We start from the raw sequence: 24,391 nt of genomic DNA, 5'->3' as shown, positions 1-24,391 counted from the left end.
GTCATCGCTGCCGCCTCCGCGTCCGCCCCTCCCACCGGGCCCGCATACGATAGCCGTGATGAGCACTCATACCCGCCGCCGGTTGACCGATGCCCCGTTCCTGGCCGCCGCTACCGGCGCGACGCCCAGCAGGCGTCCGGTGTGGTTCATGCGCCAGGCCGGACGCTCGCTGCCCGAGTACCGCGAGGTGCGGGCGGGCATCGGGATGCTCGAATCCTGCTTCGATCCCGAGCTGGTGTGCGAGATCACCTTGCAGCCGATTCGCAGGCACGGCGTCGACGCCGCGATCCTGTTCTCCGACATCGTCGTTCCGCTGAAAGCGGCGGGGATCGACCTGGACATCGTGCCGGGCGTGGGGCCGGTGGTCGCCGCGCCGGTGCGGACGGTCGGCGACGTGCGCGGTCTGCCCCGGCTGCGCCCCGAGGAGGTCGGGGCGGTGACCGACGGCGTGCGCCTGCTGGTCGACGCGCTGGGGGAGACGCCGCTGATCGGGTTCGCGGGCGCGCCGTTCACCCTCGCCTCCTACCTGGTCGAGGGCGGTCCGAGCAAGAACCACGAGCGCACCAAGGCGATGATGTACGCCGATCCGCAGACCTGGCACGAGCTGCTGGGCGTGCTCACCGACATCACCATCGCGTTCCTGCAGGCGCAGTTGGCGGCGGGCGTCGACGCGGTGCAATTGTTCGACTCCTGGGCGGGCGCCCTCTCGCTGGCCGACTACCGCAATTTCGTGCTCCCGCATTCGGAGCGGGTGTTCGCCGAGATCGCCGAGGCGGGCGTGCCGCGCATCCACTTCGGTGTGGGGACCGGAGAGCTGCTCGGCGCCATGAGCGAGGCGGGCGCCGACGTGGTCGGCGTCGATTGGCGGGTGCCGCTCACCGCGGCCGTCCGCCGCGTCGGGCCCGGAAAAGCGTTGCAGGGCAACCTCGATCCCGCCGTACTGTTCGCCGGACCGGAAGCGATCGAGGAGCAGGCCCGGCGGATCGCGCGCGAAGCGGACGAGGCGATCACGCTCGGCGCCGCCGGGCACATCTTCAACTTGGGCCACGGGGTGCTTCCGGACACCGATCCGGGCGTGCTGACCGCCTTGGTGGAACTCGTCCACGAGTTGTAGCGCGGGCGAACGCGGGTAGGCCGCCACGGCCGCGAGGCAGCAGTGCGGCGGCTGTGTCGAGCGCTGAGGCCGGGAACCCCTGCTGTCGTCGCGGCCCACCCGTGTCGGTGCTCTTGGAGTCTCTGCGAACGTGATGGCGACTGCCACGGTCGCTCGCTGGGATCCGGCGAAGGTACCGCCGCATACCCGGCCGCCAGGTCGACCCGCGTACCACGCGCCGACGCCCGGCAGCCATCCGCGAGCGGCCGAGGCGGTTCAGGCTGCCATCGGCCGAGTCGAGTCGGGCCGACGTATCCGTCATCGCCGCGGACATCGTGGACACAGTGTGTTCCGAGTCATCCGGGCGCCTACCGTCGGACGGCCGCCGTCGCGGTACGCGATACGGTCGAGGCATGCGTATCGCGGTGGTCGGCGGTGGGATCAGCGGGCTGGTGGCCGCGTATCGGTTGCGGATGTCGCTCGGGCCGGATGCCGACGTACTCGTGCTCGATCGCGCCGAACGGATCGGCGGCATCCTCTACACGGGCGAACTGGGCGGGGAGCCACTGGATCTCGGCGCGGAGGCGTTCGTCGGGCGACGGCCGGAGGTACCCGCGCTGCTGCGGGAACTCGGGCTCGAGTCGCAGTTGGTGACCCCGGCGGGTCTGCGGCCGTTGGTGTGGTCCGCCGGCACCGCGCACCCGCTGCCGGAGGGCACCTTGATGGGTGTCCCGGCGAACGCGGAGTCGATGCGCGGGCTGGTCGACGCCGAGACACTGGCACGCATCGCCGCCGAACCCGACCGGCCGCTGGCCTGGGAGCCCGGCTCCGACACCGACCTCTACCGACTGGTCGCCGACCGCTTCGGCGCGCAGGTCGCCGAGCGCAGCGTGGATCCGCTGCTCGGCGGCGTGTACGCGGGCAGCTCCCGCTCCATCGGTGTCCGCGCCGCGCTGCCCACGCTCGCCGCCGCGCTGGACGACGGCGAGCCCAGTCTCACCGCCGCCGTCGGCGCCGCGCTGCCGCCGCCCTCGAACGCGCCGGTCTTCGGTGGCATCCGGGACGGCTACCGGGTGCTGCTCGAGGCGCTCGCCGAACGTTCCGGGGCGCGGTTCGTCACCACGACGCCGGGCACGCGTCTGGCCAGAGGTCTGCGCGGTTGGGTGGTCGACCCGATCGGCGCCGTCGACGCGGTGGTGCTCGCCACTCCGGCGCCGGTGACCGCGCGACTGCTGGCCGCCGTCGCCCCGGTCGCCGCCGCGGAACTGGCCGGTGTCGAACTCTCCTCGTCGGCGGTGGTCGCGCTGGCGCTGCCCCGCGAGACCGCCCTGCCACAGAACTCCGGCATCCTGGTGGCCACCGGAGAGCCGCTGCGGGCCAAAGCCTTCACCCTGTCCAGCCGCAAATGGACACATCTCGCACAACGTGAAACGGCGCTCGTCCGCGTCTCTTTCGGCAAGTTCGGCGACGACTCCCCGCTGTCCTGGCCCGACGCCGAACTCGTCGCCGCCGCCACCGCGGACCTGGCTACCGTCACCGGGGTCGCGATCGAGCCGGTCGAGGCTGTCGTACAGCGCTGGCCGGGTGGCCTCGCCCAGTACGCGCCCGGCCATCCGGCCCGCATCGCGGCCGTCGAAGCCGAGGTCGCGGCGCTGGACGGGCTGGCGGTGGCGGGCGCGTACCTGCACGGCGTCGGTGTGCCCGCGTGCGTCGCCTCCGGCGCGGCCGCCGCACAGCGCATCGCGGCGGAGGTCGGTGCGGGCACCGTACGCTGACCGTTCGCCGGGCGTGTCCGCACCGACGAGATTCGTCGCGGCACCGCGCACGCGCTTTCCTGTGACCACAATTATGCGGCACTGTTCCGGCCTGTCGGACAATGTGCGGCGCACTTAAAATGCGCACCGATCGGCGTAATTAAGGACACCCCGCCGGAATGCGGAATCGGTGGAATTCGCCGGTACCGTGAGCACCATGCAGCTCTCGCATTTCACCGATATCGGTTTGCGCACCATCATGCGGCTCGCGGTGGAGGACGAGAAGAATTCCCGGGTCACCACCAAACTCATCGCGCGACAGGTCGGCGCGTCCGAAAAGCATGTGGCCAAGGCGGTTTCGCGGCTGGCCGAACTGGGCCTCGTCGAGGCGCACCGCGGACGATCCGGCGGATTGTTCATCACCGCGGCAGGTCGCGCCGCGTCGGTGGGTGAGCTCGTCCGGGAATTGGAAGACAACCGCGACGTGGTGGAGTGCGGGGAACCGAATCCGTGTCCGTTACTCGGCGGGTGCCGATTGCGTCGAATTCTCGCCGACGCGAAGAAGGCTTTCTATACCGAACTCGACCGTTATTCGATAGAGGATTTGGTCACCTCGTCGACAACCGGGTTGCTGCATTTACTCGTCCGCTCCACGGCGAGTGTCACCCCTGAGATGAAGGAAGTTTCATGAACCTCGACAGCGTCGTCCGTGCCGAACCGGAACTCGAACCGCGGCACGCCGAGGTCGTCCGCGCGACCCTACCGCTGGTGGCGGCGAACATCGACCGCATCACGGCCGTGTTCTACCGCACGATGTTCGACGCCCACCCGCGGCTGCTGCGCGACACGTTCAACCGGGGCAATCAGGCACAGGGCAGTCAGCAGCGGGCGCTGGCCGCCTCCATCGCCACCTTCGCCACGTACCTGGTCGACCCCGCGCTGCCGCACCCGGCCACTATGTTGTCGCGGATCGCGCACAAGCACGCCTCACTCGGGGTTACTCCGGAGCAGTACCGGATCGTGCACGAAAATCTGTTCGCGGCCATCGTGGAAGTGCTCGGCGCCGACGTGGTCGGCGACGCGGTCGCGGCGGCCTGGGATCGGGTCTACTGGATGATGGCCGACACGTTGATGGATCAAGAGAAGGGGCTCTACGCCGAGGCGGGCGTGGATTCCGGCGACGTGTTCCGGGACGTCCGTGTCGTGGCTCGCGACGACGACCCCTCGGGCGTCGCGGTCTTCACCGTCGAGTCCGCCGACCCGGCTGCGCGGCTACCGGGATTCATTCCGGGACAGTATGTTTCGGTCGGCGTCCGGCTTCCCGACGGTGCGCGCCAGTTGCGTCAGTACAGCCTGGTGGGCAAGCCGCGCGACGGCGCGCTGTCGTTCGCCGTCAAGCGGGTCGAGGCGGCCGCCGGCTGCCCGGCGGGCGAGGTGTCCTCCTGGCTGCACGAGCAGTTGCGCCCGGGTGACCCGCTGCAGATCACCCTTCCGTTCGGTGACGTCGTCCTCGATACCGCGGCGGAGACACCGCTGGTGCTGATTTCCGCCGGCATCGGTGTGACCCCGACGATCGGCGTTCTCGACTATCTCGCCGCCCACGACCCGGGCCGTCGCACGCTGGTCGTGCACGCCGACCGTGCGCCGCGCACCCATCCGCTGCGCGATCGGCTGCTGGGACTCACTGCTCGGCTCGAACGGGCCGAGGTCGAAATCTGGTACGAGGAACCGACTCCCGGCGTCCGGCGCGGCCGGGCCGATCTCTCGATGCTGAACGTGCCCGAGGACGCCGACGTATACGTCTGCGGTCCATCCGGGTTCCTGGGCGAGATGCAACGCCAGTTGCGCGCCCTCGGTATCCCCGACGCCCGCGTGCACATCGAGCAGTTCACGCCCGGCGACGCGGGCGCTCCCGAGCGAGTGGCACGATAGTGCTATGGCGCGACTCGACTATCAGGCTCTCAACTCCACCATCCGCTACCTGATGTTCTCGGTCTTCCAGGTGCAGCCCGGAGTGCTGGGCGAGGACCGGGACGCGGCGACCAAGGAGGCCAAGGCGTTCTTCGACGGTCTGGCCGACCGCGACGTCGTGGTCCGCGGCATCTACGACGTGGCCGGGATGCGCGCCGACGCCGATTTCATGATCTGGACCCACGCCGAACGCGTCGAGGACCTGCAAGCCGCGTACGCCGATTTCCGCCGCACCACCGAGCTGGGACGGGCCAGCGCGCCGGTCTGGAGCAACGCGGCGCTGCACCGCCCCGCCGAGTTCAACAAGAGCCACATCCCGGCCTTCCTGGCCGGCGAGGAGGCGGGCGCCTACATCTGCGTGTACCCGTTCGTCCGGTCCTACGAGTGGTACCTGCTGCCCGACGAGGAGCGCCGCCGGATGCTGGCCGAACACGGCAAGGCCGCGCGTGGCTACCCGGACGTGCGAGCGAACACCGTCAGTTCGTTCGCGCTCGGTGACTACGAGTGGATCCTGGCCTTCGAGGCGCCCGAATTGCACCGGATCGTCGATCTGATGCGTGACCTGCGGGCCACCGACGCCCGTCGGCACGTGCGCGAAGAGATCCCGTTCTTCACCGGCCCCCGCGTGGAGATCGAGCAGCTGATCGCCGCTCTGCCCTGATGCGCCCTGCCCCGGTGCAGGCAAACGCTTGCCCGAAGTTTTCGGGGCATGCGCCGAGCGCCGGGGCTTCGTACGCTGCCCGTGAGCGTCGGGCTGGTTACTCCGCTGCGCTGTCCGAGGGGTGCAGTCGCAGGGCGATGGAGTTGATGCAGTAGCGCTTGTCGGTGGGCGTGTTGTACCCCTCGCCCTCGAACACGTGGCCGAGGTGGCTGTGGCAGTTCGCGCACAGCACTTCGACCCGATGCATGCCGAGCGAGTCGTCCGACCGGATAATCACCGCGTCGGACGCGGCCGGATCGAAGAAGGACGGCCAGCCGCAGTGCGAGTCGAACTTCTCGGTGCTGCGGAACAGTTCGGCGCCGCAGGCCCGGCACACGTAGACGCCTTCGGTTTTGGTGTCGGTGTACTCGCCGGTGAACGGCCGCTCGGTAGCCGCCTCGCGCAGCACCGAGTACTCCTCGGGGTTCAGCTTCGACCGCCATTCCTGCGGCGAGAGCTGGATGCGCGGCGCGGGCAGGGACGTGTCGGCTTCGGAACTCATGGCTCCACGCTAATACGATTCTGTTCCGCGGGCGTCGAACCGTTTTGTGGTCTGTGGGTTTCCGCCGGGAGAGCCGCGGCGACCGGCGGCTGCGGCTGTTCGCCGCGCGGGTCCGGGGCGGAACTCATCCACGCGGGATCGATGCCGAACGGCAGCCTGCCTTCCCGCCGCGCGGCCAGATAGCGGTCTCCGAGCACGCAGAACACGACGATGAGCAGCAGGCCCCAGCCGAAGGTGATGCGCAGGTACTCCAGGTTGCGGCCGATGTGCTGCCAGCGGTCCGATAGCCACTTGTCGTAGCTCATGAACCCGAAGATCGCCAGCCAGGCCGGCCAGTTGCGCAGCACCGAGTTGCGCAGCACGACGGTCATCAGGAAGGGGAACAGCATCATCGAGTAGTACATCTGCCCCAGCGAGCTGAGCAGGAACGAGGCCGTCAGCAGCACGCCGGAGGAGGTGCAGACGAAGAACAGTTCGTCCTCGCGGTAGTAGCGGTACAGCAGCCACAGCGAGATCAGCACGAGCACGCCGAGCGCCACGCGCATGCCCCAGGTCAGCCACGGCGGCAGTCCGTAGTACTCGCCGTTGCCGACGATGGCGCTGTTGAAGTAGTCGCGGGATTCGAAAAGGTAGGGCGCGGTGCGGGTGATGAACTTCTCTGGGTCCTTCACCAGCGGCCAGGCGATCGCGGTGAGCGCGAGCGGCACGCCGAGGGCCGTCACGAAGACTTTCCACTGCCCGCGCACGAGCGCGATCAAAAGCAACGGAGCCAGTGTCGGTTTGACCGCGATACTCAATCCGAGCGCGGCGCCCGCCCAGAGGTCTCGCCGCTTCAGCAGCAGGTGGATGAAGATCAGCTCCGCCAGCAGCACGCAGCCGTTGACGTTGGTGAACACCAGCGTGTTGATCACGGTCTCGGAGGAGAACATCGCCAGCAGCAGCGCGGGCGCGGCGACCGAATGCAGGGTGTACCGGAACAGCCGCAGCAACAGGTACCAGGCGATGAGAATCGCGATCGCGTTGAGGGCGATGAACAGCCAGCGCGACTTCTCGTAGTCGATGGCGGCGATCGGCGCGATCAGCAAGGTGCCGCTGGGCGGGTACAGGTAGTGCGGGTCCACCGAGTCGAAATTCGCGGTGTAGACCGGCCGCCCGTTCAGGAAGTCGAACGACGCCTGGTAGACAGGCCGGTAGTCGTCGGTGATGAAGCCGTTGACAGCCTTGATGAAAACCCGGTTCAGCACGGTCATGACCGCCAGGGGCCAGAGTGCGAACTTGATCACCTCGGCGGTGGTGCGAGCGGTCCTGGGCTCGAGCTGTCGAAGGAACACTGGGGCACGGTACACCGGATGGGTTACCGGCGGTTGGCCGGACCTGTCGGACGCGCCGCTCGAACGGCTCCGCACGCCCGGGCTACGCCGGGCATGCGGTGCCATCTGCGGGAAGTTTGCCGTCCTTCAGATAGTCGAGCACGGCCCGCTGCGCGCAGCCGGAATGCGTGGACACCGGATGCCCGAAGCCCTGCCAGGACAGCGCCGCGTGCCGGGCGCCCGCCGAACCTATCGCGCCGGTCACCGAGGACTGGCCGCCGTTACCGACCACCGGATCGGCTACCCCGCCCAGCACGAACACTGGAATACCCAGCTTTTCGGGCAGCGGCGGCGCGGTCGACACCGGCCAGGCAGCGCACTCCATCAGGCCGATGGCCGCCGCCTTGCCGAAAACCGGATACTTGCCCGCCCATGTGCCCGCGAGTTCGTTCGCTTTGGCCGGTGTCGGCGGCAGCTGTGTGTCGGTGCAGCGGTTGACGAACTGGCCGTCGCTCGCGGTGGCCGCGGCCTCCTGCCTGATCAGGTTGCTCAGTGGCCCGCGGTCGCCGCGTCCGGCCGCGGCCAGCGTGTCGGACAGCTCGGTGACCCGAGCGGCCTGGTCGGCGCGCGGGCTGCCGAGGAAGCCCGACACCGCGGTCAGCAACGCGTTCGCCGAGATGTCGCCGAGTTCGCCGCCCGCGGCACGGTTCACCAGATCGGTGACCGCGGCGCGCGGATCGGCCCCGAGTGAGCAGCCGACGCCGACGCAGCGCTGCGCGAAGGCCGTCAGCGCCGCCTCGGCGCCCTGCACGGCCTGTTCGGCGCGGGTCACGGCGTCGGTGCCGACCGGTTCCGGGGAGTCGAGCACCAGCCGGGCGACGTGATCGCCGTACTTGCGGGCGTAGCTGAGCGCGACCTTCGCGCCGTTGCCCGTGCCCAGCAGCGCGATGTGGTCCACCTGCCATTGCCTGCGCAACTGCTCGATGTCGTCGGCGGCGTGCGGTGCGTCGAAGGTGCCTTCGTACGGCTGCAGGAAGTCGCGGCAGGCGATGGTGCCGTCCTGGCTCAACTTCGTCATGCGGGCCACCGGGTCGCCCGCGCCGGGACCGGACTGGGCGTTGTCGGCCAGGCCACGGCGGATCTCCGTGGGCAGGCAATCGATCGGCTGCGAGCCGCCGATGCCGCGCCGGTCCACCGCGACGATCGGGCGGGCGGCCAGCAGCACGGAGGCGGGGCCAGCGGCCAACCCGGCCAGGGTGGCGGAGGAGGAGCGATCCGAGCCCGAGGTGAGCACCAGCGGCGGCGCGTCGGCCGGGGTCTGCGCCAGCCTGGCCCGCAACGCGGCCGCGCGGAAACTGCCCAGCACCGTGCCCGTCGAGTCGATCGGGGTGGCGTACTCGGCGCAGTCGAGCACCAACCCGGCGGGCGCGGGGCCGAGTCCGAACTGATCCAAGGTCGGCTGGGTGCACTCGCGCCAACTGAGGTCGGTTCTGGGCAGCTCGGCCTTGGGCAGAGGAGCGGGCGCGGCGGAGGTGGTCGCGGTGCCAGCGACCGGCGGGCGCTGCACCGCGACACCGGGACGATCCGACGGTCCCGCGCCGCAACCGGCGGTCACGATCGAGAGGGTGGCGGCAAGCACGGCGGCCCGAGTCCAGCGCATTGCTACAGCCTGCCAGGTTCGGACGGTTCTTTCATCGACGGGCCCACCGGGTGAGCATGGTGCCGTCGTCGTCCAGCAACACGTGCGCGCGCGTCATGCGGACGCGGAATTCGTGCGCCGACAGCGAGATTCGCCGCGCCGCGCCGCCGACCAGCAGCGGCGCGGTGGTCAGGCACAGCTCGTCGACCACATCCGCCTCCAGCAGTTCGCCGAACAGATGCGGGCCGCCTTCGGTGAGTACCCGCAGCAGGCCGCGCTCGGCGAGAACCCGCAGCAAGCCGCTGGGCGTCACCGCGATGCCACCCGCTTCGATCACCTCGGCGCCCGCGTCCGCCAGCCGCTGCTTGCGGTCGGCGGGCGCGGTGGTCGTCGTGATGATCAGCGGCGGCACCTGGGTATCGGTGAGCAGGCGCGCGCCGGGGTCGATCGCCGCGCTCGCCGTGACGACCGCGATCGGCGGCGGCGCGCCGTCGGGATGCCCGCCGATGCCGCGCTCGTGGAACGCGCGGCGGCGCGCCGGATCGGTGCGCGCCCCGCCGTAGTTCTCCGCGCGCGCCGTGCCCGCGCCGACGACGATCACCTCCGCCAGTTCGCGCAGCAACATGAACACCGTTCGGTCGGCCGGGGTGCCCAGCCCTTCGGTCAGGTTGCCGCTGGTGGCGGCGCCGTCGATGCTGGAGACGAAATTGGCGCGGACCCAAGGCGCGTCGAGCGCGGCGGGGAAGGCGTACATCTGCGCGAGGTCGTCCGGGCCGAGTGCTGTGAGCTGGATCGCATTCTGGCTACGCTGCATGAAATCAGATCTCACCACGTCTTTAGGCTTCGTCCATGCAAGAACGCCTCGTCGATCGTCACCCGGAGGTCCCGGCCGATCAGCTCGTCGCCCAAATGGTGCCGCCGCCCATGTTCGACGAGGTGAGCTTCGCCTCCTACATTCCCGATCCGAAGGAACCGAGCCAGGCGGCCGCGGTCGGCAAGGCCGAGGAGTTCGCCGGGCAGGTCGCCAAGATCAGCAAGGCCGCGGGCAAGAAGAGCTTCTTCGGTAAGAAGAAGCAGGTCAGCGGCGCCGGCCTGTATCTGGACGGCGGATTCGGCGTCGGCAAGACCCACCTGCTGGCCTCGATCTTCCACAGCTCGCCCGCGCCCAAGTCGTTCGGTACGTTCGGCGAGCTGACCAACCTGGTCGGCGCGCTCGGCTTCGCCAATGCCCTCGAGCGGCTCTCGGGCAACAGCGTGCTGTGCATCGACGAATTCGAGCTCGACGATCCCGGCGACACGATGCTGGTCTCGCGCCTGCTGACCGAACTGTCCGCGGCCGGTGTCTCGATCGCGGCCACGTCGAACACCTTGCCGGGGCAGCTCGGCGAAGGCCGTTTCGCCGCACAGGATTTCATGCGCGAGATCAAGAAGCTGGGCGCCATCTTCGAGGCGGTGCGCGTGGACGGGCCGGACTACCGCCACCGCGATCTGCCCCCCGCGCCGGAGCCCACCGCCGCCGCGGTCCTGGCCGAACGGGCGGCGAGCACACCGAATTCCACGCTCGACGAGTTCGACGCGCTGCTGAAGCACCTCAGCACCCTGCATCCGTCGAAGTACGGCGCGCTGATCTCCGGGGTGTCGTCGGTGTTCGTCTCCGGCGTGCATCCGGTCACCGATCAGGCCGTGGCGCTGCGCATCGTGGTGCTGGCCGACCGGCTCTACGACGCGAGCGTGCCGGTGACGGTGTCCGGCGCGAAACTGGACGAGATCTTCTCCGCCGAGATGCTGGAGGGCGGCTACCGCAAGAAGTACCTGCGCGCCATCTCCCGCTTGCTCGCGCTGTCGCGGTTCGAGGTCGCGGCCTAGCGCTGCCTGCCCGGCCTCGGCGGCCGGCGAGAGAACGTGGGCAGACCCCACAGACCCGATGATTGGAGCAGCCGAATGGCCACTCGTTTCCGCGCCCCGGTCGCGATGGCGGCCGGCCTGGCGGTCGCCTTCGGGCCGGTAGTCGTCATCGCGCAGGCCGACCCGCCTGCGGTCGTCGTCGCCGATCCCTCCCTGCACCTGCAAGGGGTGCAGAACGCGCGGGACATCGGCGGGTATCGCACCACCGACGGCCGGATCGTGCGCACCGGTCTGGTGTATCGGACCGGGCAGCTGAACAACGCGACGCCGGAGGATCTGGCCGCGCTGACCGGCCGCCGCGTGCGTTCCGTGCACGACCTGCGCACGGTCTACGAGCGCGCGCTCGGTCCGGACCGGCTGCCCGCGGGCGCGACGGCGCACTGGGCCGACGTGATCGGCCAGGCTCCGCCGGAGGTCATCGCCACCACGCTCACCGGAGGCGACGGCCTGTATCGCGCGTTCATCACCGCGCCCGGCGCGAACGAGGCGTTCGCTTCGGTGCTGCGCGACCTCATCGGCGCCGACGGCGCGGTGTTGTTCCACTGCACCGCGGGCAAGGACCGCACCGGCTGGACGGCGGCCGTGCTGCTCACGCTGCTCGGCGTCGATCGTGCCACGGTCACCGAGGACTATCTGCTGTCCAACCGATTCCGCAACGCGAGCGAGAACGACCCGCTCAACGGCGTTCAGGGATCCTGGCTCGACGCCGCCTTCGACCAGGTGGATCGGACCTACGGAAGTTTCGACGCCTATGTCCGGGACGGCCTGGGACTCACCGGCGCCGATATCGCGGCCTTGCGGGACCGACTGCTGGGCTGAGCGCGGCACCCGGCCCGATACGTCCGCTTCGGCAGTTTCGGTGGCGTGCCGTGCACTACGATCCCGGCATGGCGAAGTTTGAGACATGGGACGGCCTGGAACTCAATTACCGGGTGTGGGAGGGCGAGGGCATCCCGGTCGTGCTGCAGCACGGAGTGGTCGCGGATACCAACGCGAACTGGATGAGCACCGGTGTGGTCGCCGTACTGCAGTCCGCCGGGCACACCGTGGTGTCCCTGGACGCGCGCGGTCACGGCCGTTCCGGCAAGCCGCACGACGCGGCGCGGTACTCGTGGCAGGCGATGGCGCGTGACGTACGCGCCCTCTACGACGAGCTCGAATTCGAGGAGGTCGCGCAGGTCGGGTACTCGATGGGCGGGGTGATCTCGCTGATGGTGGCCGCGACCGACCGGCGGGTGCGGCGGCTGGCCGTCGGCGGCATCGGGTCGGGTGTGCTGGACTGCGGTGGCGTCGATCGCCGCGTGATCGACCTGCCGGATCTGCAGGCCGCGATGACCGGAGACGGCGCGGACGCGTCGCCGACCGCGAAGATGTTCCGGGTGCTGGCCGACGCGGTACAGGCCGACGTACAAGCCATCCACGCCGTGGCGACGGGTCTGGACGATCGTCCCATCGAGACGCTGGCGGACATCACCGTGCCCGCGCTGGTGCTGGCGGGCGAGGACGACCCCTTCGCCGCCGAACCGGAGCGACTCGCCGCCGCGCTGCCGAACGGTGAACTGGCCGTGGTGCCCGGCGATCACCTGATGGCGGTGCTGAACCCCGCGTTCCACACCGCACTCGTCGATTTCCTACGCTGAGGCGGGATCAGAAGACCAGCCGCAGCACGTAGTCGTGATGCACCTGGGCGCCGACGGTGAACGTCCTGGTGCCGGCCTCGGTGAAACCGTGTTTGGCGTAGAAGCGCCGAGCGCGGACGTTCTCCTGGTTGACGCCCAGCCATACGCCCGGATATCCCTCGGCGCGCGCCCAGTCCAGCGCGGCGTTCATCAGCGCGGTGGACACCCCGGTGCCGTGCCGGCCGGGCAGCACGTACAACTTGCTGAGCTCCACCATCGGGTGCGGCCCGACCGGCTCGGCCACCGCAGGGTCCGCTGGGCCGCCCGTGACCAGCATCGCGTAACCGACGATGTCGTCGTCCGCGACAGCCTTGAGCACGATCCGGGCCGGATCGCTCAGATATTCGCCGAACCGTTCGCCCGACAGGACCTCGCCGACGAACACCGCGATGTCGTCGGGCGTCGCCTCGGGCGGGCACGCCAGTGGAAAAGTCGCGGCGGCAACATCACTGAGCGCTTCCGCGTCCCACAGCCCGGCGCGGTCGACGACGACGGAGAGGTTGCTCATGGCTACATCAGAGCATATCGACAACGCGTCAGCGGCGCGGCTCAGGGCGCTCACCTCGTCGCGCGCCTGGCAGCAGGCGAGCGCCATGGAGGAGGCCGTCATCCGCCCGGTGCCCGCGAAGTCGGGCCCCGCGCCCGCGCCGCCGGTGAGCATCGCGGACTGGCGATCGGTCGCGGATCAGGTGAACAGCGAAGTGGTGGCGCTCTGGGGCGACCAGAACCAGCAGGCCGCAGACACCGCGGCGGGGCGGTCACGCGACTCGCTGCTGACCGGCGCCGCGGTGTCGGGCGCCACCGCGCCGGCCTTCCTGTTGTCGCCGTGGCTGGCGAATCGGCTGATCGGCCGATTGCGGCGATTGCGCTCGGAGACCTTGGCGCCGGCCGAGGTCCGGTTGTGCACCGCTGGTCGCACTAGCCGGTGGCAGGCCCGAGTTCGGTGGGCTGGTCCAGTTTCCGCGTAGGAGGCGCGCTCGCGACCCGATGGGAGCGGAAGACGCGGGAGAGCCCGATCAGGGCCACGGCGAACAGCAGCGGGATCACGAATCCCACGCGGTGACCGACGCTCGCCGCGATCGCGCCGACCACACCGCCGCCGAGCAGTGTCCCCGCGTAGTTGAACAGGTTGAGACGCGCGATCAGTGCGTCGAGCTCCCGTCCGGTCGCGAGTTGCCCGGCCGCGCTGAAGCACAGCGGCGCGATCACGGGCAGGCCCGCGCCCGCGACGAGGAACCCGGCGATCGCGACCGCCGGACTCGGCGCGGCCACCACGAGAGCCAGACCGAGGACTCCGGTGCCCGCGGCGGCCCGCACCACAGGGCGCGGACCGAAACGGCGCACCAGCGAATCCCCGGCGATCCGGGAGACCAACGACGTGCCTTGATACGCGGCGAAGGCGAGCGCCGCCGTCGCCGAACCGGCGAGCAGGTCGTCGGTCAGGTATAAAGCCGACCAGTTGCCCACCGCGAGGTCGACCGCGAAGACGAACGCCATCGCGACCCCGAACCCGACATACGCGCGCAGCGCGACGGTGGGACCGGACGCGGCGGTCTCGACGGGACTCGTCTCCGCGTCCCGCACGCCGAGCAGTCCTCGTCCGAGCGCCCAGCCGAGCAGCAGCACGATCGCGGCGGCCGCGAGCAGCGATTCGCGCAGCGTCACCTCCAGCGCCTCGCACCCGGATACGAACAATGCCCCGGCTATCGTTCCGGCGCTCCACGCGGCGTAGAACGACGACAGGATGAACGTCCCATAGCCGTGCTGGATGAACACGGCCTGCATGTTGGTGCTCGCGTCGACGATGCCGACCGCGATCCCGTAGCAGCCGAGTGCGGCCACCAGCAGCGGCGTGTTCGGCGCGAACGCCGCCGCCGATCCGGTGACGGCCACGAGCAGCAGCCCGATCCGCACCGCCGCGCGGCTGGACCAGCGCAGCGCCAGCCGCTCCGCGAGGACGCTGCCGCCGCCCGCCAGCAACGAGATCAGCACCACCGAGACCGCGATCACGCCGTCCGATAGCCCGAAACGCTCCTTCTGCTGCGGCAACTCGGTCAGCACGACGGCGAGGAAGAAGCCCTGTGCGCCGAACGCGAACGAGTTCGCGATCCGGGCACGCCGCAGGACGGGCGCGATCGAACTCATTGGCGCAGGGTAGCCGGACCCTGACGACGACGCGCGCCGGGCCGGGCCGCGATGACGGGCAACGCTGATCACAGGATGGTCCGGTCGCGCGGCCTGGCCGAGATCCGTGATCGGTGTCACCATCGAAGGGCCGCAACGATACTCACGAATCAGGGGGAACCGATCGGATGAGAGAGCTGCCCGCGGATTTCTTTCGCACGCCGCATGCCTTCTACCAGCAGTTGCGCGCCGAGGGGCCGGTGCATCAGGTCCGGTTGCGCACCGGTGTGCGCGCCTGGCTTGTGGTCGACTACGACGCCGCCAAGGAGGTGCTGCGCCATCCCGACGTCCACAAGGACCCGCACGCTCCGAGGGGCGCCGAGGCGCGGCGATCAGCCGCAGGTGGCAGCGGCGTCACGGCGGTCAACCCGCGCCTGAGCCTGCATCTGCTCAATTCCGACCCGCCGCGGCACTCGCGGCTGCGCAAACTCGTCACACCGGCGTTCGCGCCCGCGCGGATGGAGGCCCTCGCACCGCGGATCGTGGCGATCGCGGACGATCTGCTCGACGCGATCGATCGTGCGACGGGCGCCGGTCCGGTCGACCTGCTCGCGGAGTACGCGTTCCCGCTGCCGATCACGGTGATCTGCGAACTGCTCGGCGTGCCGGTCGAGGACCGCGCGCGCTTCCGGGAGTGGTCGGCGGCGGTGGTCGACACGCCCATGTCCACGCCGGAGGGCATCCGTGCCGCGACCGACGCCATCGTCGACTACTTCGACGACCTGGTCGCCCGGCGGCGCGCGGAGGGCTTGGGCGAGGATCTGATCTCCCAGCTGCTGCTCGCCACCGAGGAAGGGGACCGGCTCAGTCACGACGAGCTGATCTCCATGGCCTTCCTGATCCTGGTCGCGGGTCACGAGACCACGGTGAACCTGATCGGTAACTCCGTGCTGGAACTGCTCGCCGATCCCGCCCGCTACCTGGCCCTGCGCGACGACCCGGCGGGCGTCACACCGCTGGTGGAGGAAACGCTGCGCCACAACGGCCCGGTCAACGTGGCGACCCTGCGGTACACCACCGCGCCGGTCCACCTGGCCGGCGGCGTCATCCCGGAAGGGGAGCTGGTGCTGGTCTCGGTGGCGTCGGCCAACCGTGACGAACGGCACTTCGCCTCGCCCGCGGCGTTCGACCCGGACCGCGGCACGAACGGGCATCTGGCCTTCGGCCACGGCATCCACTACTGCCTCGGAGCGGCGCTGGCCAGGCTGGAGGCCCGCATCGCGCTGACCCGGCTGGTGCGGCGCTATCCGCAGCTGCGGCCCGCCGTCGACGACGCGGACCTGCGGTGGCGGGAGAGCATTCTGATCCGTGGGCTGCTCGAGCTTCCGGTGGTTCCGGTGGGTACGCCCGTAGTGCGCTGAAGAGCGGATTCGGTCGACCGACTTTGCTGTGCGCCGCTGGCGACGTAATCTCTCGCGCATGACAAGCGGAAGCCGCATCGGGATCGTCGGTGCGGGTATCGCAGGTCTCGCCTGCGCGAAAGTGCTGAAACAGGCGGGTTTTCCGGTCGAGGTTTTCGACCGTGCACCCGATGTCGGTGGTGTGTGGAGCGCGACCCGGCGATACCCGGGACTGCAGACGCAGAACTCCAAGGACACATATCACTTCTCCGACTTCCCCATGCCTGCCGACTACCCGCGCGTCCTCGACGGGCAGCACATGCAGGCCTATCTAACCGCCTACGCCGAGCACTTCGGGCTGACCGACCACCTGCGGTTGGGCACCGAGGTGGTCGCCGCCGATCCGGTGGACAGCGGCTGGTTGCTGGAGATTCGCGATTCGAGCGGAGTCCATCGCGCCTCGTGCGATCACCTGGTCATCGCCAACGGTGTTTTCAGCGAACCCGCGATGCCGGAGTACCGCGGCGCCGACTGGTTCCGCGCGGCGGGCGGGCGCTTGTGCCACTCCTCGGAGTTCACCGATCTGGAGTCGGTGCGCGGCAAGTCGGTCGTCGTGGTCGGCTACGGCAAGTCCGCCTGTGACATCGCCACCGCGGTGAGCGAGGTGGCGGCGTCCACCTCGGTGGTGGCCCGGCGGCTGTTCTGGAAGATGCCGCGCAAGCTGGCGCGGGTGATCGACTACGAGCGGTTGATGCTGACCCGCTTCGGCGAGGCGCACTTCCACTACCTGCGGCCCCGCTGGATGGACCGGTTCCTCGACGGCCCCGGCGAATCGGTACGGATCAGTAATTTCGATCTGATCCAGGAACTGGTCACCAAGCACTCGCAGCTGCGTGAACTCGGTCTGGTGCCCGAGGGGCGGTTCGAGCAGATCGCCGAGAGCACCGTCAGCCTGGTGAGCGAAGGCTTCTACGAGCAGGTCGCCAACGGACGTATCACGGTGCACCGGGACACCACGATCACCGAGATGGGCGGTGGCCCGAAGGCGGCGCCCGGGATCCGGCTGTCCACCGGGCAGGTGCTGCAGGCGGACGTCGTGATCTGCGCGACCGGCTTCCAGCAGCGCGTGCCGTTCCTCACGCCGTACATCCAGCGCAGGCTGACCGATGAGCACGGCAATTTCCGCCTGCACCGTCAGATCCTGCCGTTGGAGGTCCCGAATCTGACCTTCGCCGGCTACAACTCCTCGGTGATCAGCACGCTGAACGCCGAGGTCGCCGCGCACTGGACCGCCGCGCTGCTCAACGGCGGGCTCGTCCTGCCGCCCGCCGAGAAACTCGACGAGGAGATCGACGCCCGGCTGCGCTGGATGGAGGAACGCACGCACGGCCACCACGCGCACGGCACCGCGGTCGTCCCGTTCTCCATCCAGAACATCGACGAGATGCTCGCCGACCTGAAGTTCCGCCTGCCGCTGCACACGCGCGTGGCGCAGGTGTTCCGCCGGATCAGGCCGGAGTCCTACCGCGGACTGGCCAACCGTCGCAAGCCGGGGCCAGGGCCGGTGGCACGCCCGGCGGCGCCGATCGAGGCTGAGCTGCTTCCGTACGAGGGCGACAGCGGCCGGGTCAGCCACTAGAACATCGGGGCGGACCCGGGTAGCGCCGGTCCACTCGGTCAGCGAGTTCTCCGATCGGTCCGGGCCGCGGGGTGGGCGACCGCGTGCGCACACTTGCATCGACTGCCGAACCGGCGGCTGTCATGCGGCAAATCGTGCCGGGCCGTCCGATGGCCGATCGGTCTGCGGTGCTGCTTTCTGGGTCCGGCGCGCTCGATGAGGACTGTCGCGCCGCCGCCCAGCTGGCCTGTGCGGGGCGTATCCCCAGCTCACCGGCCAGCCGGATGCTCGCAACGGTGCCGTGCACGCGGCGGCGGCCCGCTCGAGCACGGACGGTTCCGCCTCCGACTGTCCGGTGGAACCGCTCGGTTCGGACTCGCCGCGAGTTATCCCGCGCGCAATACCGGGGGCCGCTGTTTGCGTTGGCGATAATCCAAGGGTGGAAGCGCTGGACATGAATCTCCTCGTGGCCCTCGACGCACTGCTGGACACCAACAGCGTCACCTTGGCCGCGGAGCGCCTACACACCTCGCCGCCCGCGATGAGCCGGACGCTGGCCAGATTGCGCGACGTACTAGGCGACCCGCTGCTCGTGCGTGCCGGTCGCAACCTGGTGCCGACGCCGCGCGCACTGGAATTGCGATACGAGGTCAGCACGCTGGTCGAGCAGGGACGCGCACTGCTGACGCCGCGCGACGACCTCGACCCGGCCGCGCTGCGCCGGACGTTCGCGATACAGGCGGGCGACATGGTGCTCACCGAACTGGCCGGGCCCCTGCTGTCCGCGGTGCGCGCCCAAGCGCCGGGCGTGACGCTGCGCTTCCTGCCCGACATCGCCGAGGGCACCGGGGCGTTGCGGGATGGACGCGTCGACCTGGAGGTCGGCGTGATCGACCACACCGACCCGGAGACCACTGTGCGCAGAGTGCTCACCGACCGGGTGATCGGAGTCGCCGCCACCGACCATCCGCTGGTCACCGATCGCGTCACCGTCGCCGCGTACGCCGCCGCGCCGCACCTGAGCATTTCGCGCACCGGCCGTTCGCACGGCCCGATCGACGACCGCCTCGCCCTGCACGGCCGCACCCGGCGGGTGGTGGCCACCGTGCCCACGCTGACCAGCGCGCTGTTCGCGGTGCGCGGCAGCGACCTGGTCTGCCCCGCACCCGCCTTGCTGAGCGCCGCTACCCTACCCGCGATCGGATTGAGCACGTTCGAGATACCCCTGCCGTTGCCCGAAGTCGCCATCGGGATGGCCTGGCATCCGCGCAACACCGCCGACGGGGGGCATCGCTGGCTGCGCGATCTCGTCCAGCAGATCCTGTTGCGTTCGTTCGCGGCGGCGCCTCCGCCGAAGCGGCGGCGCGTCAAGGCCCTTCAGGACATCGGGGGCGGGCTGGATAGCCGGTAGTCGGCCGGTCGGCGCTGCGCGTCGGTGCGGTCGGACTGATAGCCATTCGTCGTCGACTCGCCCGGCGCCGGCCCGAAGAGGTCGGAGCGGCCCAGCGGAGCCGCCGCCGTGCGCTTGAGTTCGTCCAGCATGGCTTGCAGCTTGTCCACGTGCGTGTTCTCGACCGGGGTGCGGTCGTCGTCGCCGGCGCGGTGCGCTCCGGTGAGTCCCGGGGTGCCGGGGGCTGTGCCGTTCTCCGCGCCGTTGTGCGTCGTGCTCGGGGCGGACGCGACGATGCTTTCGTACGCGGCGTTCTCACCGGGGGAGTACGAGGTGGCGGGTTCGCGCGAGGCGATGAACGCCTCCTGCTGTCCCGTGCTCGGGTCGCGCGGTGTCGGCGCGGTGAAAGGCGATACGGGCTCCCGTTGGACCGGAGTGGTGAAAGCCGGCTCACGGGACGGCGGGGCGGTGAAGCTCGCCGCCGGGTCGCGGGGCGTGGTGAAGTTCTGCCCGGACGTGGCGTTCGTATCGAGCACGGTCGGCGTGGGCTCGCGCGGCGGTGTGAAACTCGTTTGCGCAGTAGAACTCGGTTCGACCGCCGCGTGCACCGGCTCTCGCTGCGTGCGCTGCGGGCGCACACCGTTCGTGGCACCGGCCGGCTCGCGGGAATCGCTCTTCTGCGCAGTGGCTTCGGCGCCGCCGTGCTGCGGTCCGCGCGCGTTCGATCGTCCCGCGGCTGCCCGGGGTAGCGGGCGTTGCGCAGTTCGCTGGTCCTCCTGCGCTGGGTCGTCACCGGATTCCAGGCGCTCCACCCTGGCATCGAGACTCGAGATGTCCTGTCCGGCACGAAAAGCCCACGCCTCGAGCTCGGCCAACCGCCCCTCGACGGTCGGTTCGCTCACCACGGTCTGCGCTCCGTCGATCCGGGCCGCCACCGCGTCGAGCTTCTCGCTGACCTCTCGGAGAGCCGACGCGATACTCGCCAACATCGCGCCGACCGACTCGCCGGTCTGCTGACCGTGCTCCATCCAGTACCCACTTCCCCGTATCGGCCCAGCTCGCACTCGGCCGGACGATTCTATCCGCCCAGTTGGACATCCGCGGCTCGCGAAAGATCGGCGGTGCACCGCCGAATCAAGACCTGATCGAAGCAGCCTAGGCCCCCGGAATCAGCCCCCTGCAGGCGGATTACGCGGCGACCCGGTTTGTCCGGAAACGGGCCGACGCATCTGATCGGTCATTATCCGCCCGAAGCGCGTCCTGCGCGAGTTCACGCCCAGGGGTGGCTGCGCGAAGGCCGTGCCGGTTGCCGCGGGGCCAGGTTGCGAGCGGCCGGGCGCGTCGTGGGATGGCGGCAACTGTCAATTCAGCGTTCCCGCAGTGGCCGATGCCGTCCCGTGGCATGATGAAAGCCCTTGTGCCGCAGAGTACAACGCAGATCTCGTCGGCAGGCCACGTGTGTGGCACACCCGAGCGCGGGGTGAACGGGGCTGGCGAGGTAGCCGAGTCTGACGCACTCTTGATCTATGGCGTAGGTCGCCGGGCCTGCGGTGGTTTGTGCAGGGGAGTGGTCGCGTGAGAACGAAGCAGCGGGCGGAGATCGCCTGCGGGCGCCGAGCGATGCTCGCCGAGTTGGGTATCGGAGAGGCCTCCGGCCGTATCCGTGGATCGAAGACCGGTTACGCCTGCGGGTGCCCGGAATGTGCCGCCGCCCAGTGGGATATGCGGCGGCTCAAATACTGGTTGTGCGGCAGGCTGCTCGCCTACGGAGCCGACGAGGCCGAAGTGGATCAGCGCGTCGGGACCTTGCCGGTGGACGTGTACTGGCGCAAGGGCGACCGGATATACGCGATCGAGGTGCGTAGCGGTCCGCTGGAGCGTGGACTGGCTCAGGAGCACACCGAACGGCTGCGCGCCGAGGGTTGTACGGACGTGTTGTGGCTGTGCCCACCCGGCTACTGGGTGCCGTACCTGCACGCCCTGGGCATCGCGGACTTCGCGCCCGCCGCCTGTGATTATCGCGCGGTCACCGGCGTGCTCGACACCGAGCACGCGATGGCGGCGCCGCGGCGTGAGCCGGTCGAGCTGCGCGAGTTCATCGCGGGCTGGGTGAGCGGCGAGTATGTCTGGGGCCATCGGGACGAGAGGACAGGAGGCTGGGCGACCGTGACCGACTGGGAGTACCACACGAAGACGCAGGCCACGGTCATCGCCCGGCAGCGCCAGGAGCTGGTCAACCAGCGCACGTCGCTGGCGGTGGCCCGGAAAGCCTTGCGCGACAAGCAGAAACATCTGCTGAAGATGACCACGCGACTGGAGCGCGCGGAGCAGGCCGCGCAGGAACGGGCCGACGCGCTCGCCGCCGCGCAGCGCACGATCGCCGATCACGACCGGCTCGACAAGGCCCTGCGCAACACGATCGCCAAGCTCGAGGTGACCATCGGCCGGTGGCAGCTGATCACCATCTGCGCGATGCTGCTGATCGTCACTTTCCTGGCGGGGGCGATGGTGGTGCGCTGAGCCGGAACGGCGCCCGGTCCCACCGCCATTCGTGGCGCAGCACCAGCGCGAGGAAGTCCAGCAGTTCCAGGCCGGTCTTCGCGCGCACCTCGCGGAGCGCGGCCCAGTGCACGGGGCCGCGCTCGACGAGGTCGCGCAGCATCCGTTCACCCGCGGCGTCGACAGGGCGGGCGCGCAGATCCGGGACGCCGACGCGGCTGCCGGTCCAGACCAGCCAGCCCCAGCCGTTGGCGTGCGCGTATGCCCGAGCGGCGGCGGATTTCGCGACGTTCACGTGGAAGCCGACATGGCCCAGCGGCGTGACGTCGATCAGTACGGTGCGGCCGTCGGTGAGCCGCGCGACGATGCTCGGATAGTGCACCCGCTCCGCGCCGTCGAGTTCGTAGACGACCGCCGCGGGCTGCTCCAGGAAGGTCTCGACGAGATCGCCGGCGTTGAGGATCCGCAGCAGCCTGGCCTCGAGACCGGAGTCGAACGGCACGTCGCGACCGACCTTGTCCAGATAGAAGCGCCCCCGGCCGTCGTCGTCGCTGTCCACAGTGCGCGCGGACGAGGTCGGGATCGCGGCCGCGGCGCCTGCGTGGGGCCAGTCGACCTGCCCCAACCAGGTATTCAGCTGACTCGTGGCGCGCGGCTCGGCGTCGTGTAGTTTGGCCAGGCGCCGGTTGGTCTTCTTCTGCCACGCCGCGATGCGCTGGGTGACGAATCCGGCGATTCGCTTGGCGTCCTCGGCGGCGTGCCCGGCCAGCCGGAGTTTGAGATACGACAGCTCGGTCGCGGCGATATCGGTGTCGGTCGCGTACGTCTCCACCAGCAGCGCGCGTGTGAGCTGCCGGTCCATGGCGTCGAGGGGGTAGCGCGCGGACAGGACCGCGGCGGCCCGATGTCCGGAAAGCTGTGCCATCCGGATTATCTGCCCGACCGCTTTGGTGTGCAGTTGCCGCACCCGGTCGCGGGAAAGGTCGTAACGAGCGCCGATCCGGGCGAGTGTCTCGGGCTTCTCGCCACCGACTCCCAGCCGAGCCGTCAGCAGGTCGCCGTCCTTGGCCTTCTGGTCGGCGCGCAGCGCGATCAGCTCCCCGAGCACCTCGTTGACCTCTTCGAGTTCGAACGAGATGTCGTCGCGCAGGTCGAGTGACTCGGGATCGTCGTCATCCGGCGCCGCGCCTTGCGCGACCTCCGCGCTGATCGTCACGCGACAACCCCCTGACTCGGCTCCGGCACTGTGCGCCACAGCGTATCCCTACCCACCGACACGCGGCCCCATCCTGGTCGCCGGCGACAGCAGTCGTTCCCTGGCAGTCGGCGCGCTCGATCAGGTGCGGCGCACACGCGGCGAACCGAGCGGCTCTCGTAGCTCCTGGACCGGGGCTGATCGGAGATCGCATCAGAACTCCCAACTCGACTACTCGTGATCAGGGAGAACGCTGCCAGTAGGTACCGGACTGCTCACGGGTAGCCGACTACGTGTTCTCGAGCCGGACCGCGACGAATGGCCAGTGGAAACTCGATCCGCGTGCGGGGCACAAACAAAATCAGACCCGGTGAAAACCGGGTCTGACCTCGTGAGACGGTGGTGCGCGATACTGGGATTGAACCAGTGACCTCTTCCGTGTCAGGGAAGCGCTCTCCCGCTGAGCTAATCGCGCGAGGTGGAGACGGGAATCGAACCCGTGTGCACGGCTTTGCAGGCCGTTGCCTCACCACTCGGCCACTCCACCGCGCAAAGGGGGACGGCGTAATGTTGCCTGGCCCTACCTCTCGAGCGGATGACGGGATTCGAACCCGCGACCCTCACCTTGGCAAGGTGATGCGCTACCAGCTGCGCTACATCCGCATTCTGCCTCCCCGGGGCTCGTTTCCGGCCTCCGTGGTGCGAGACAGAACATTAGCGGACGCTCGGTGAAAGGTACAAATCCGCTGGTAGAACGGCGAAAATCTGGAAAGTGGGCGCTGTGACGCCGGTGGCTCATGTGGTGGATGGGGGAGTCGAGGCGCTCGGTGGTCCTCTCGATGGTCGAGCCGCACCGAATCTGCGACCGCAGCCGGCGTGGTCGCGACCCCGCTTGTCCGCCACCTAGAGTTCGCGCAAGATCGAGAGGAACTGCTCGCGAGTGGTGGCTCCGCGCCGAACCATCCCTGTCCGGACGGCGATTTGGTGAACCACCGGTGGCGCGTGCTAATGTTTCGTCTCGTCCGGAGGGCGCCACGCGCCGCCGGAACCCGTCAGGTCTCATAGCTCAGCGGGAGAGCGTCCGCCTCACACGCGGAAGGTCGCTGGTTCGATCCCAGCTGGGACCACTCGATTCCCCTCGACAGATTGCCAGGTCGGGGGGATTTTGCGTATCCGATCGTTAGAACCTCGTCGACTGCCTCGGCCCGCGTACCGCGGCAAGTGGGAGACGCTCTTCGTGAGCCTCAGGCGGAACGTCCGGGTGGGCGAAGTATCGCGTGCTCCACTGGGCTGGTGGCGTGGGCGTTCTCGTTCGCGCCGGAGTCACGATCGAGGGATTCGTCTTCGACTTCGTTCGCCGGTGAGCGGGCTGTCTCTTGGCCATCCGTCCAGTCGAGCGTCCTGTCGCTGCGAAGCTCCCCGAATCGGCAGCCGTCGACGTTCTTTGTTGCGCTGTGACCTGAGTCACATTATGGTAGCGGTTGCCTTCTGGGAACCGGGAACCTTTCCACACCCTTTGCGAACTCTTTACTATCGTTTCGATCACTGTGTCACGGGGTCGCCTCCACCGACGGAGGAACGGCCCGAGCTTCGCCCGCCGCTCGCTTTCGAT

Annotated in this window: 21 protein-coding genes and 4 tRNA genes; 14 read left to right on the top strand and 11 right to left on the bottom strand. The window is 69.5% G+C overall.

Features of this window, described 5'->3' with window-relative positions; all coding sequences use genetic code 11:
- Positions 1–58: 58 nt before the first annotated feature.
- The 5 genes from hemE (at position 59) to hemQ (ending at position 5,479) form a co-directional block, all read left to right on the top strand.
- On the top strand, positions 59–1,114 hold the full coding sequence (hemE, locus tag ACWESM_RS00880; RefSeq protein WP_452490598.1) for a uroporphyrinogen decarboxylase: 1,056 nt from the start codon (positions 59–61) through the stop codon (positions 1,112–1,114).
- A gap of 392 nt (positions 1,115–1,506) precedes the next feature.
- The gene (locus tag ACWESM_RS00875) at positions 1,507–2,868 is read left to right on the top strand and encodes a protoporphyrinogen oxidase (protein ID WP_452490596.1); all 1,362 of its coding nucleotides are present in this window, start codon (positions 1,507–1,509) and stop codon (positions 2,866–2,868) included.
- 196 nt (positions 2,869–3,064) lie between these two features.
- Entirely contained in the window at positions 3,065–3,538 is a 474-nt protein-coding gene (locus ACWESM_RS00870; RefSeq protein WP_397275951.1) for an RrF2 family transcriptional regulator, read from the top strand.
- Positions 3,535–4,779: a globin domain-containing protein gene (locus ACWESM_RS00865; protein ID WP_452490594.1), complete on the top strand. Its 1,245-nt coding sequence runs from the start codon at positions 3,535–3,537 to the stop codon at positions 4,777–4,779. The genes ACWESM_RS00870 and ACWESM_RS00865 overlap by 4 nt, the downstream gene beginning before the upstream one ends.
- 4 nt (positions 4,780–4,783) lie before the next feature.
- Entirely contained in the window at positions 4,784–5,479 is a 696-nt protein-coding gene (gene hemQ, locus ACWESM_RS00860; RefSeq protein ID WP_355070401.1) for a hydrogen peroxide-dependent heme synthase, read from the top strand.
- Between the two features lie 97 nt (positions 5,480–5,576).
- Here the strand turns inward: hemQ and msrB are convergent, their stop codons facing one another.
- The 4 genes from msrB to ACWESM_RS00840 form a co-directional block, all read right to left on the bottom strand.
- Positions 5,577–6,020, bottom strand: coding sequence for a peptide-methionine (R)-S-oxide reductase MsrB (gene msrB / locus ACWESM_RS00855; protein WP_452490592.1), 444 nt, complete (start codon positions 6,018–6,020; stop codon positions 5,577–5,579).
- The gene (locus ACWESM_RS00850) at positions 6,017–7,366 is read right to left on the bottom strand and encodes a glycosyltransferase family 87 protein (RefSeq protein ID WP_397275948.1); all 1,350 of its coding nucleotides are present in this window, start codon (positions 7,364–7,366) and stop codon (positions 6,017–6,019) included. Before ACWESM_RS00850 ends, msrB begins: the two co-directional genes overlap by 4 nt.
- Before the next feature lie 67 nt (positions 7,367–7,433).
- Complete coding sequence (locus ACWESM_RS00845) at positions 7,434–8,990, bottom strand: alpha/beta hydrolase (RefSeq protein ID WP_356961598.1); 1,557 nt, start codon at positions 8,988–8,990, stop codon at positions 7,434–7,436.
- Between the two features lie 31 nt (positions 8,991–9,021).
- A complete protein-coding gene (locus ACWESM_RS00840) occupies positions 9,022–9,801 on the bottom strand; it encodes a pyrimidine reductase family protein (protein WP_355070408.1) in 780 nt (259 codons plus the stop codon).
- A gap of 17 nt (positions 9,802–9,818) precedes the next feature.
- On the opposite strand from ACWESM_RS00840, the gene zapE reads away from it, so the two are divergent.
- From zapE to ACWESM_RS00825, 3 genes are all read left to right on the top strand, one after another.
- The gene (zapE, locus tag ACWESM_RS00835) at positions 9,819–10,835 is read left to right on the top strand and encodes a cell division protein ZapE (RefSeq protein WP_355070410.1); all 1,017 of its coding nucleotides are present in this window, start codon (positions 9,819–9,821) and stop codon (positions 10,833–10,835) included.
- A 75-nt stretch (positions 10,836–10,910) separates the two neighbouring features.
- The gene (locus ACWESM_RS00830) at positions 10,911–11,693 is read left to right on the top strand and encodes a tyrosine-protein phosphatase (RefSeq protein ID WP_452490589.1); all 783 of its coding nucleotides are present in this window, start codon (positions 10,911–10,913) and stop codon (positions 11,691–11,693) included.
- A gap of 68 nt (positions 11,694–11,761) precedes the next feature.
- The gene (locus tag ACWESM_RS00825; RefSeq protein ID WP_452490587.1) at positions 11,762–12,514 is read left to right on the top strand and encodes an alpha/beta fold hydrolase; all 753 of its coding nucleotides are present in this window, start codon (positions 11,762–11,764) and stop codon (positions 12,512–12,514) included.
- A gap of 7 nt (positions 12,515–12,521) precedes the next feature.
- On the opposite strand, the gene ACWESM_RS00820 is transcribed toward ACWESM_RS00825, so the two are convergent.
- Positions 12,522–13,061: a GNAT family N-acetyltransferase gene (locus tag ACWESM_RS00820; RefSeq protein ID WP_355070416.1), complete on the bottom strand. Its 540-nt coding sequence runs from the start codon at positions 13,059–13,061 to the stop codon at positions 12,522–12,524.
- Here ACWESM_RS00820 and ACWESM_RS00815 point away from each other — a divergent pair.
- Positions 13,060–13,521 carry a hypothetical protein gene (locus tag ACWESM_RS00815; RefSeq protein ID WP_364425959.1) on the top strand — a complete coding sequence of 154 codons (462 nt, stop codon included), beginning with the start codon at positions 13,060–13,062 and terminating at the stop codon, positions 13,519–13,521. The genes ACWESM_RS00820 and ACWESM_RS00815 overlap by 2 nt on opposite strands.
- Here ACWESM_RS00815 and ACWESM_RS00810 read toward each other — a convergent pair.
- On the bottom strand, positions 13,472–14,698 hold the full coding sequence (locus ACWESM_RS00810; protein ID WP_355070420.1) for an MFS transporter: 1,227 nt from the start codon (positions 14,696–14,698) through the stop codon (positions 13,472–13,474). The genes ACWESM_RS00815 and ACWESM_RS00810 overlap by 50 nt on opposite strands.
- Positions 14,699–14,865: 167 nt before the next feature.
- Between ACWESM_RS00810 and ACWESM_RS00805 the strand changes: the two genes are divergently transcribed.
- The 3 genes from ACWESM_RS00805 to ACWESM_RS00795 all read left to right on the top strand — a co-directional run bounded on the left by ACWESM_RS00805 (position 14,866) and on the right by ACWESM_RS00795 (position 19,106).
- Positions 14,866–16,098, top strand: a complete 1,233-nt coding sequence (locus ACWESM_RS00805; RefSeq protein WP_452490584.1) for a cytochrome P450 family protein — start codon at positions 14,866–14,868, stop codon at positions 16,096–16,098.
- Positions 16,099–16,156: 58 nt separating this feature from the next.
- Positions 16,157–17,716, top strand: a complete 1,560-nt coding sequence (locus tag ACWESM_RS00800; RefSeq protein WP_452490582.1) for a flavin-containing monooxygenase — start codon at positions 16,157–16,159, stop codon at positions 17,714–17,716.
- Between the two features lie 427 nt (positions 17,717–18,143).
- Positions 18,144–19,106, top strand: a complete 963-nt coding sequence (locus tag ACWESM_RS00795) for a LysR family transcriptional regulator (RefSeq protein WP_397276050.1) — start codon at positions 18,144–18,146, stop codon at positions 19,104–19,106.
- Here the strand turns inward: ACWESM_RS00795 and ACWESM_RS00790 are convergent.
- Complete coding sequence (locus ACWESM_RS00790; protein WP_397275932.1) at positions 19,073–20,113, bottom strand: hypothetical protein; 1,041 nt, start codon at positions 20,111–20,113, stop codon at positions 19,073–19,075. The genes ACWESM_RS00795 and ACWESM_RS00790 overlap by 34 nt on opposite strands.
- A 547-nt stretch (positions 20,114–20,660) precedes the next feature.
- On the opposite strand from ACWESM_RS00790, the gene ACWESM_RS00785 reads away from it, so the two are divergent.
- Complete coding sequence (locus ACWESM_RS00785; RefSeq protein WP_397275930.1) at positions 20,661–21,605, top strand: hypothetical protein; 945 nt, start codon at positions 20,661–20,663, stop codon at positions 21,603–21,605.
- Here ACWESM_RS00785 and ACWESM_RS00780 read toward each other — a convergent pair.
- From ACWESM_RS00780 to ACWESM_RS00765, 4 genes are all read right to left on the bottom strand, one after another.
- A complete protein-coding gene (locus ACWESM_RS00780) occupies positions 21,571–22,800 on the bottom strand; it encodes a sigma factor-like helix-turn-helix DNA-binding protein (RefSeq protein ID WP_452490580.1) in 1,230 nt (409 codons plus the stop codon). The two genes, ACWESM_RS00785 and ACWESM_RS00780, sit on opposite strands and share 35 nt — an antisense overlap.
- A gap of 379 nt (positions 22,801–23,179) precedes the next feature.
- A tRNA-Val gene (locus ACWESM_RS00775) sits at positions 23,180–23,254 on the bottom strand.
- 1 nt (position 23,255) lies between these two features.
- A tRNA-Cys gene (locus tag ACWESM_RS00770) sits at positions 23,256–23,326 on the bottom strand.
- A gap of 43 nt (positions 23,327–23,369) precedes the next feature.
- Positions 23,370–23,442: transfer RNA gene (locus tag ACWESM_RS00765), tRNA-Gly, on the bottom strand.
- Between the two features lie 392 nt (positions 23,443–23,834).
- On the opposite strand from ACWESM_RS00765, the gene ACWESM_RS00760 reads away from it, so the two are divergent.
- A tRNA-Val gene (locus ACWESM_RS00760) sits at positions 23,835–23,906 on the top strand.
- The last annotated feature ends 485 nt before the right edge of the window (positions 23,907–24,391 follow it).

Source organism: Nocardia sp. NPDC003999, assembly GCF_053604885.1.
Note: the sequence above shows the minus strand (reverse complement) of the source record. Positions and strands in the feature narration are given on the sequence as shown.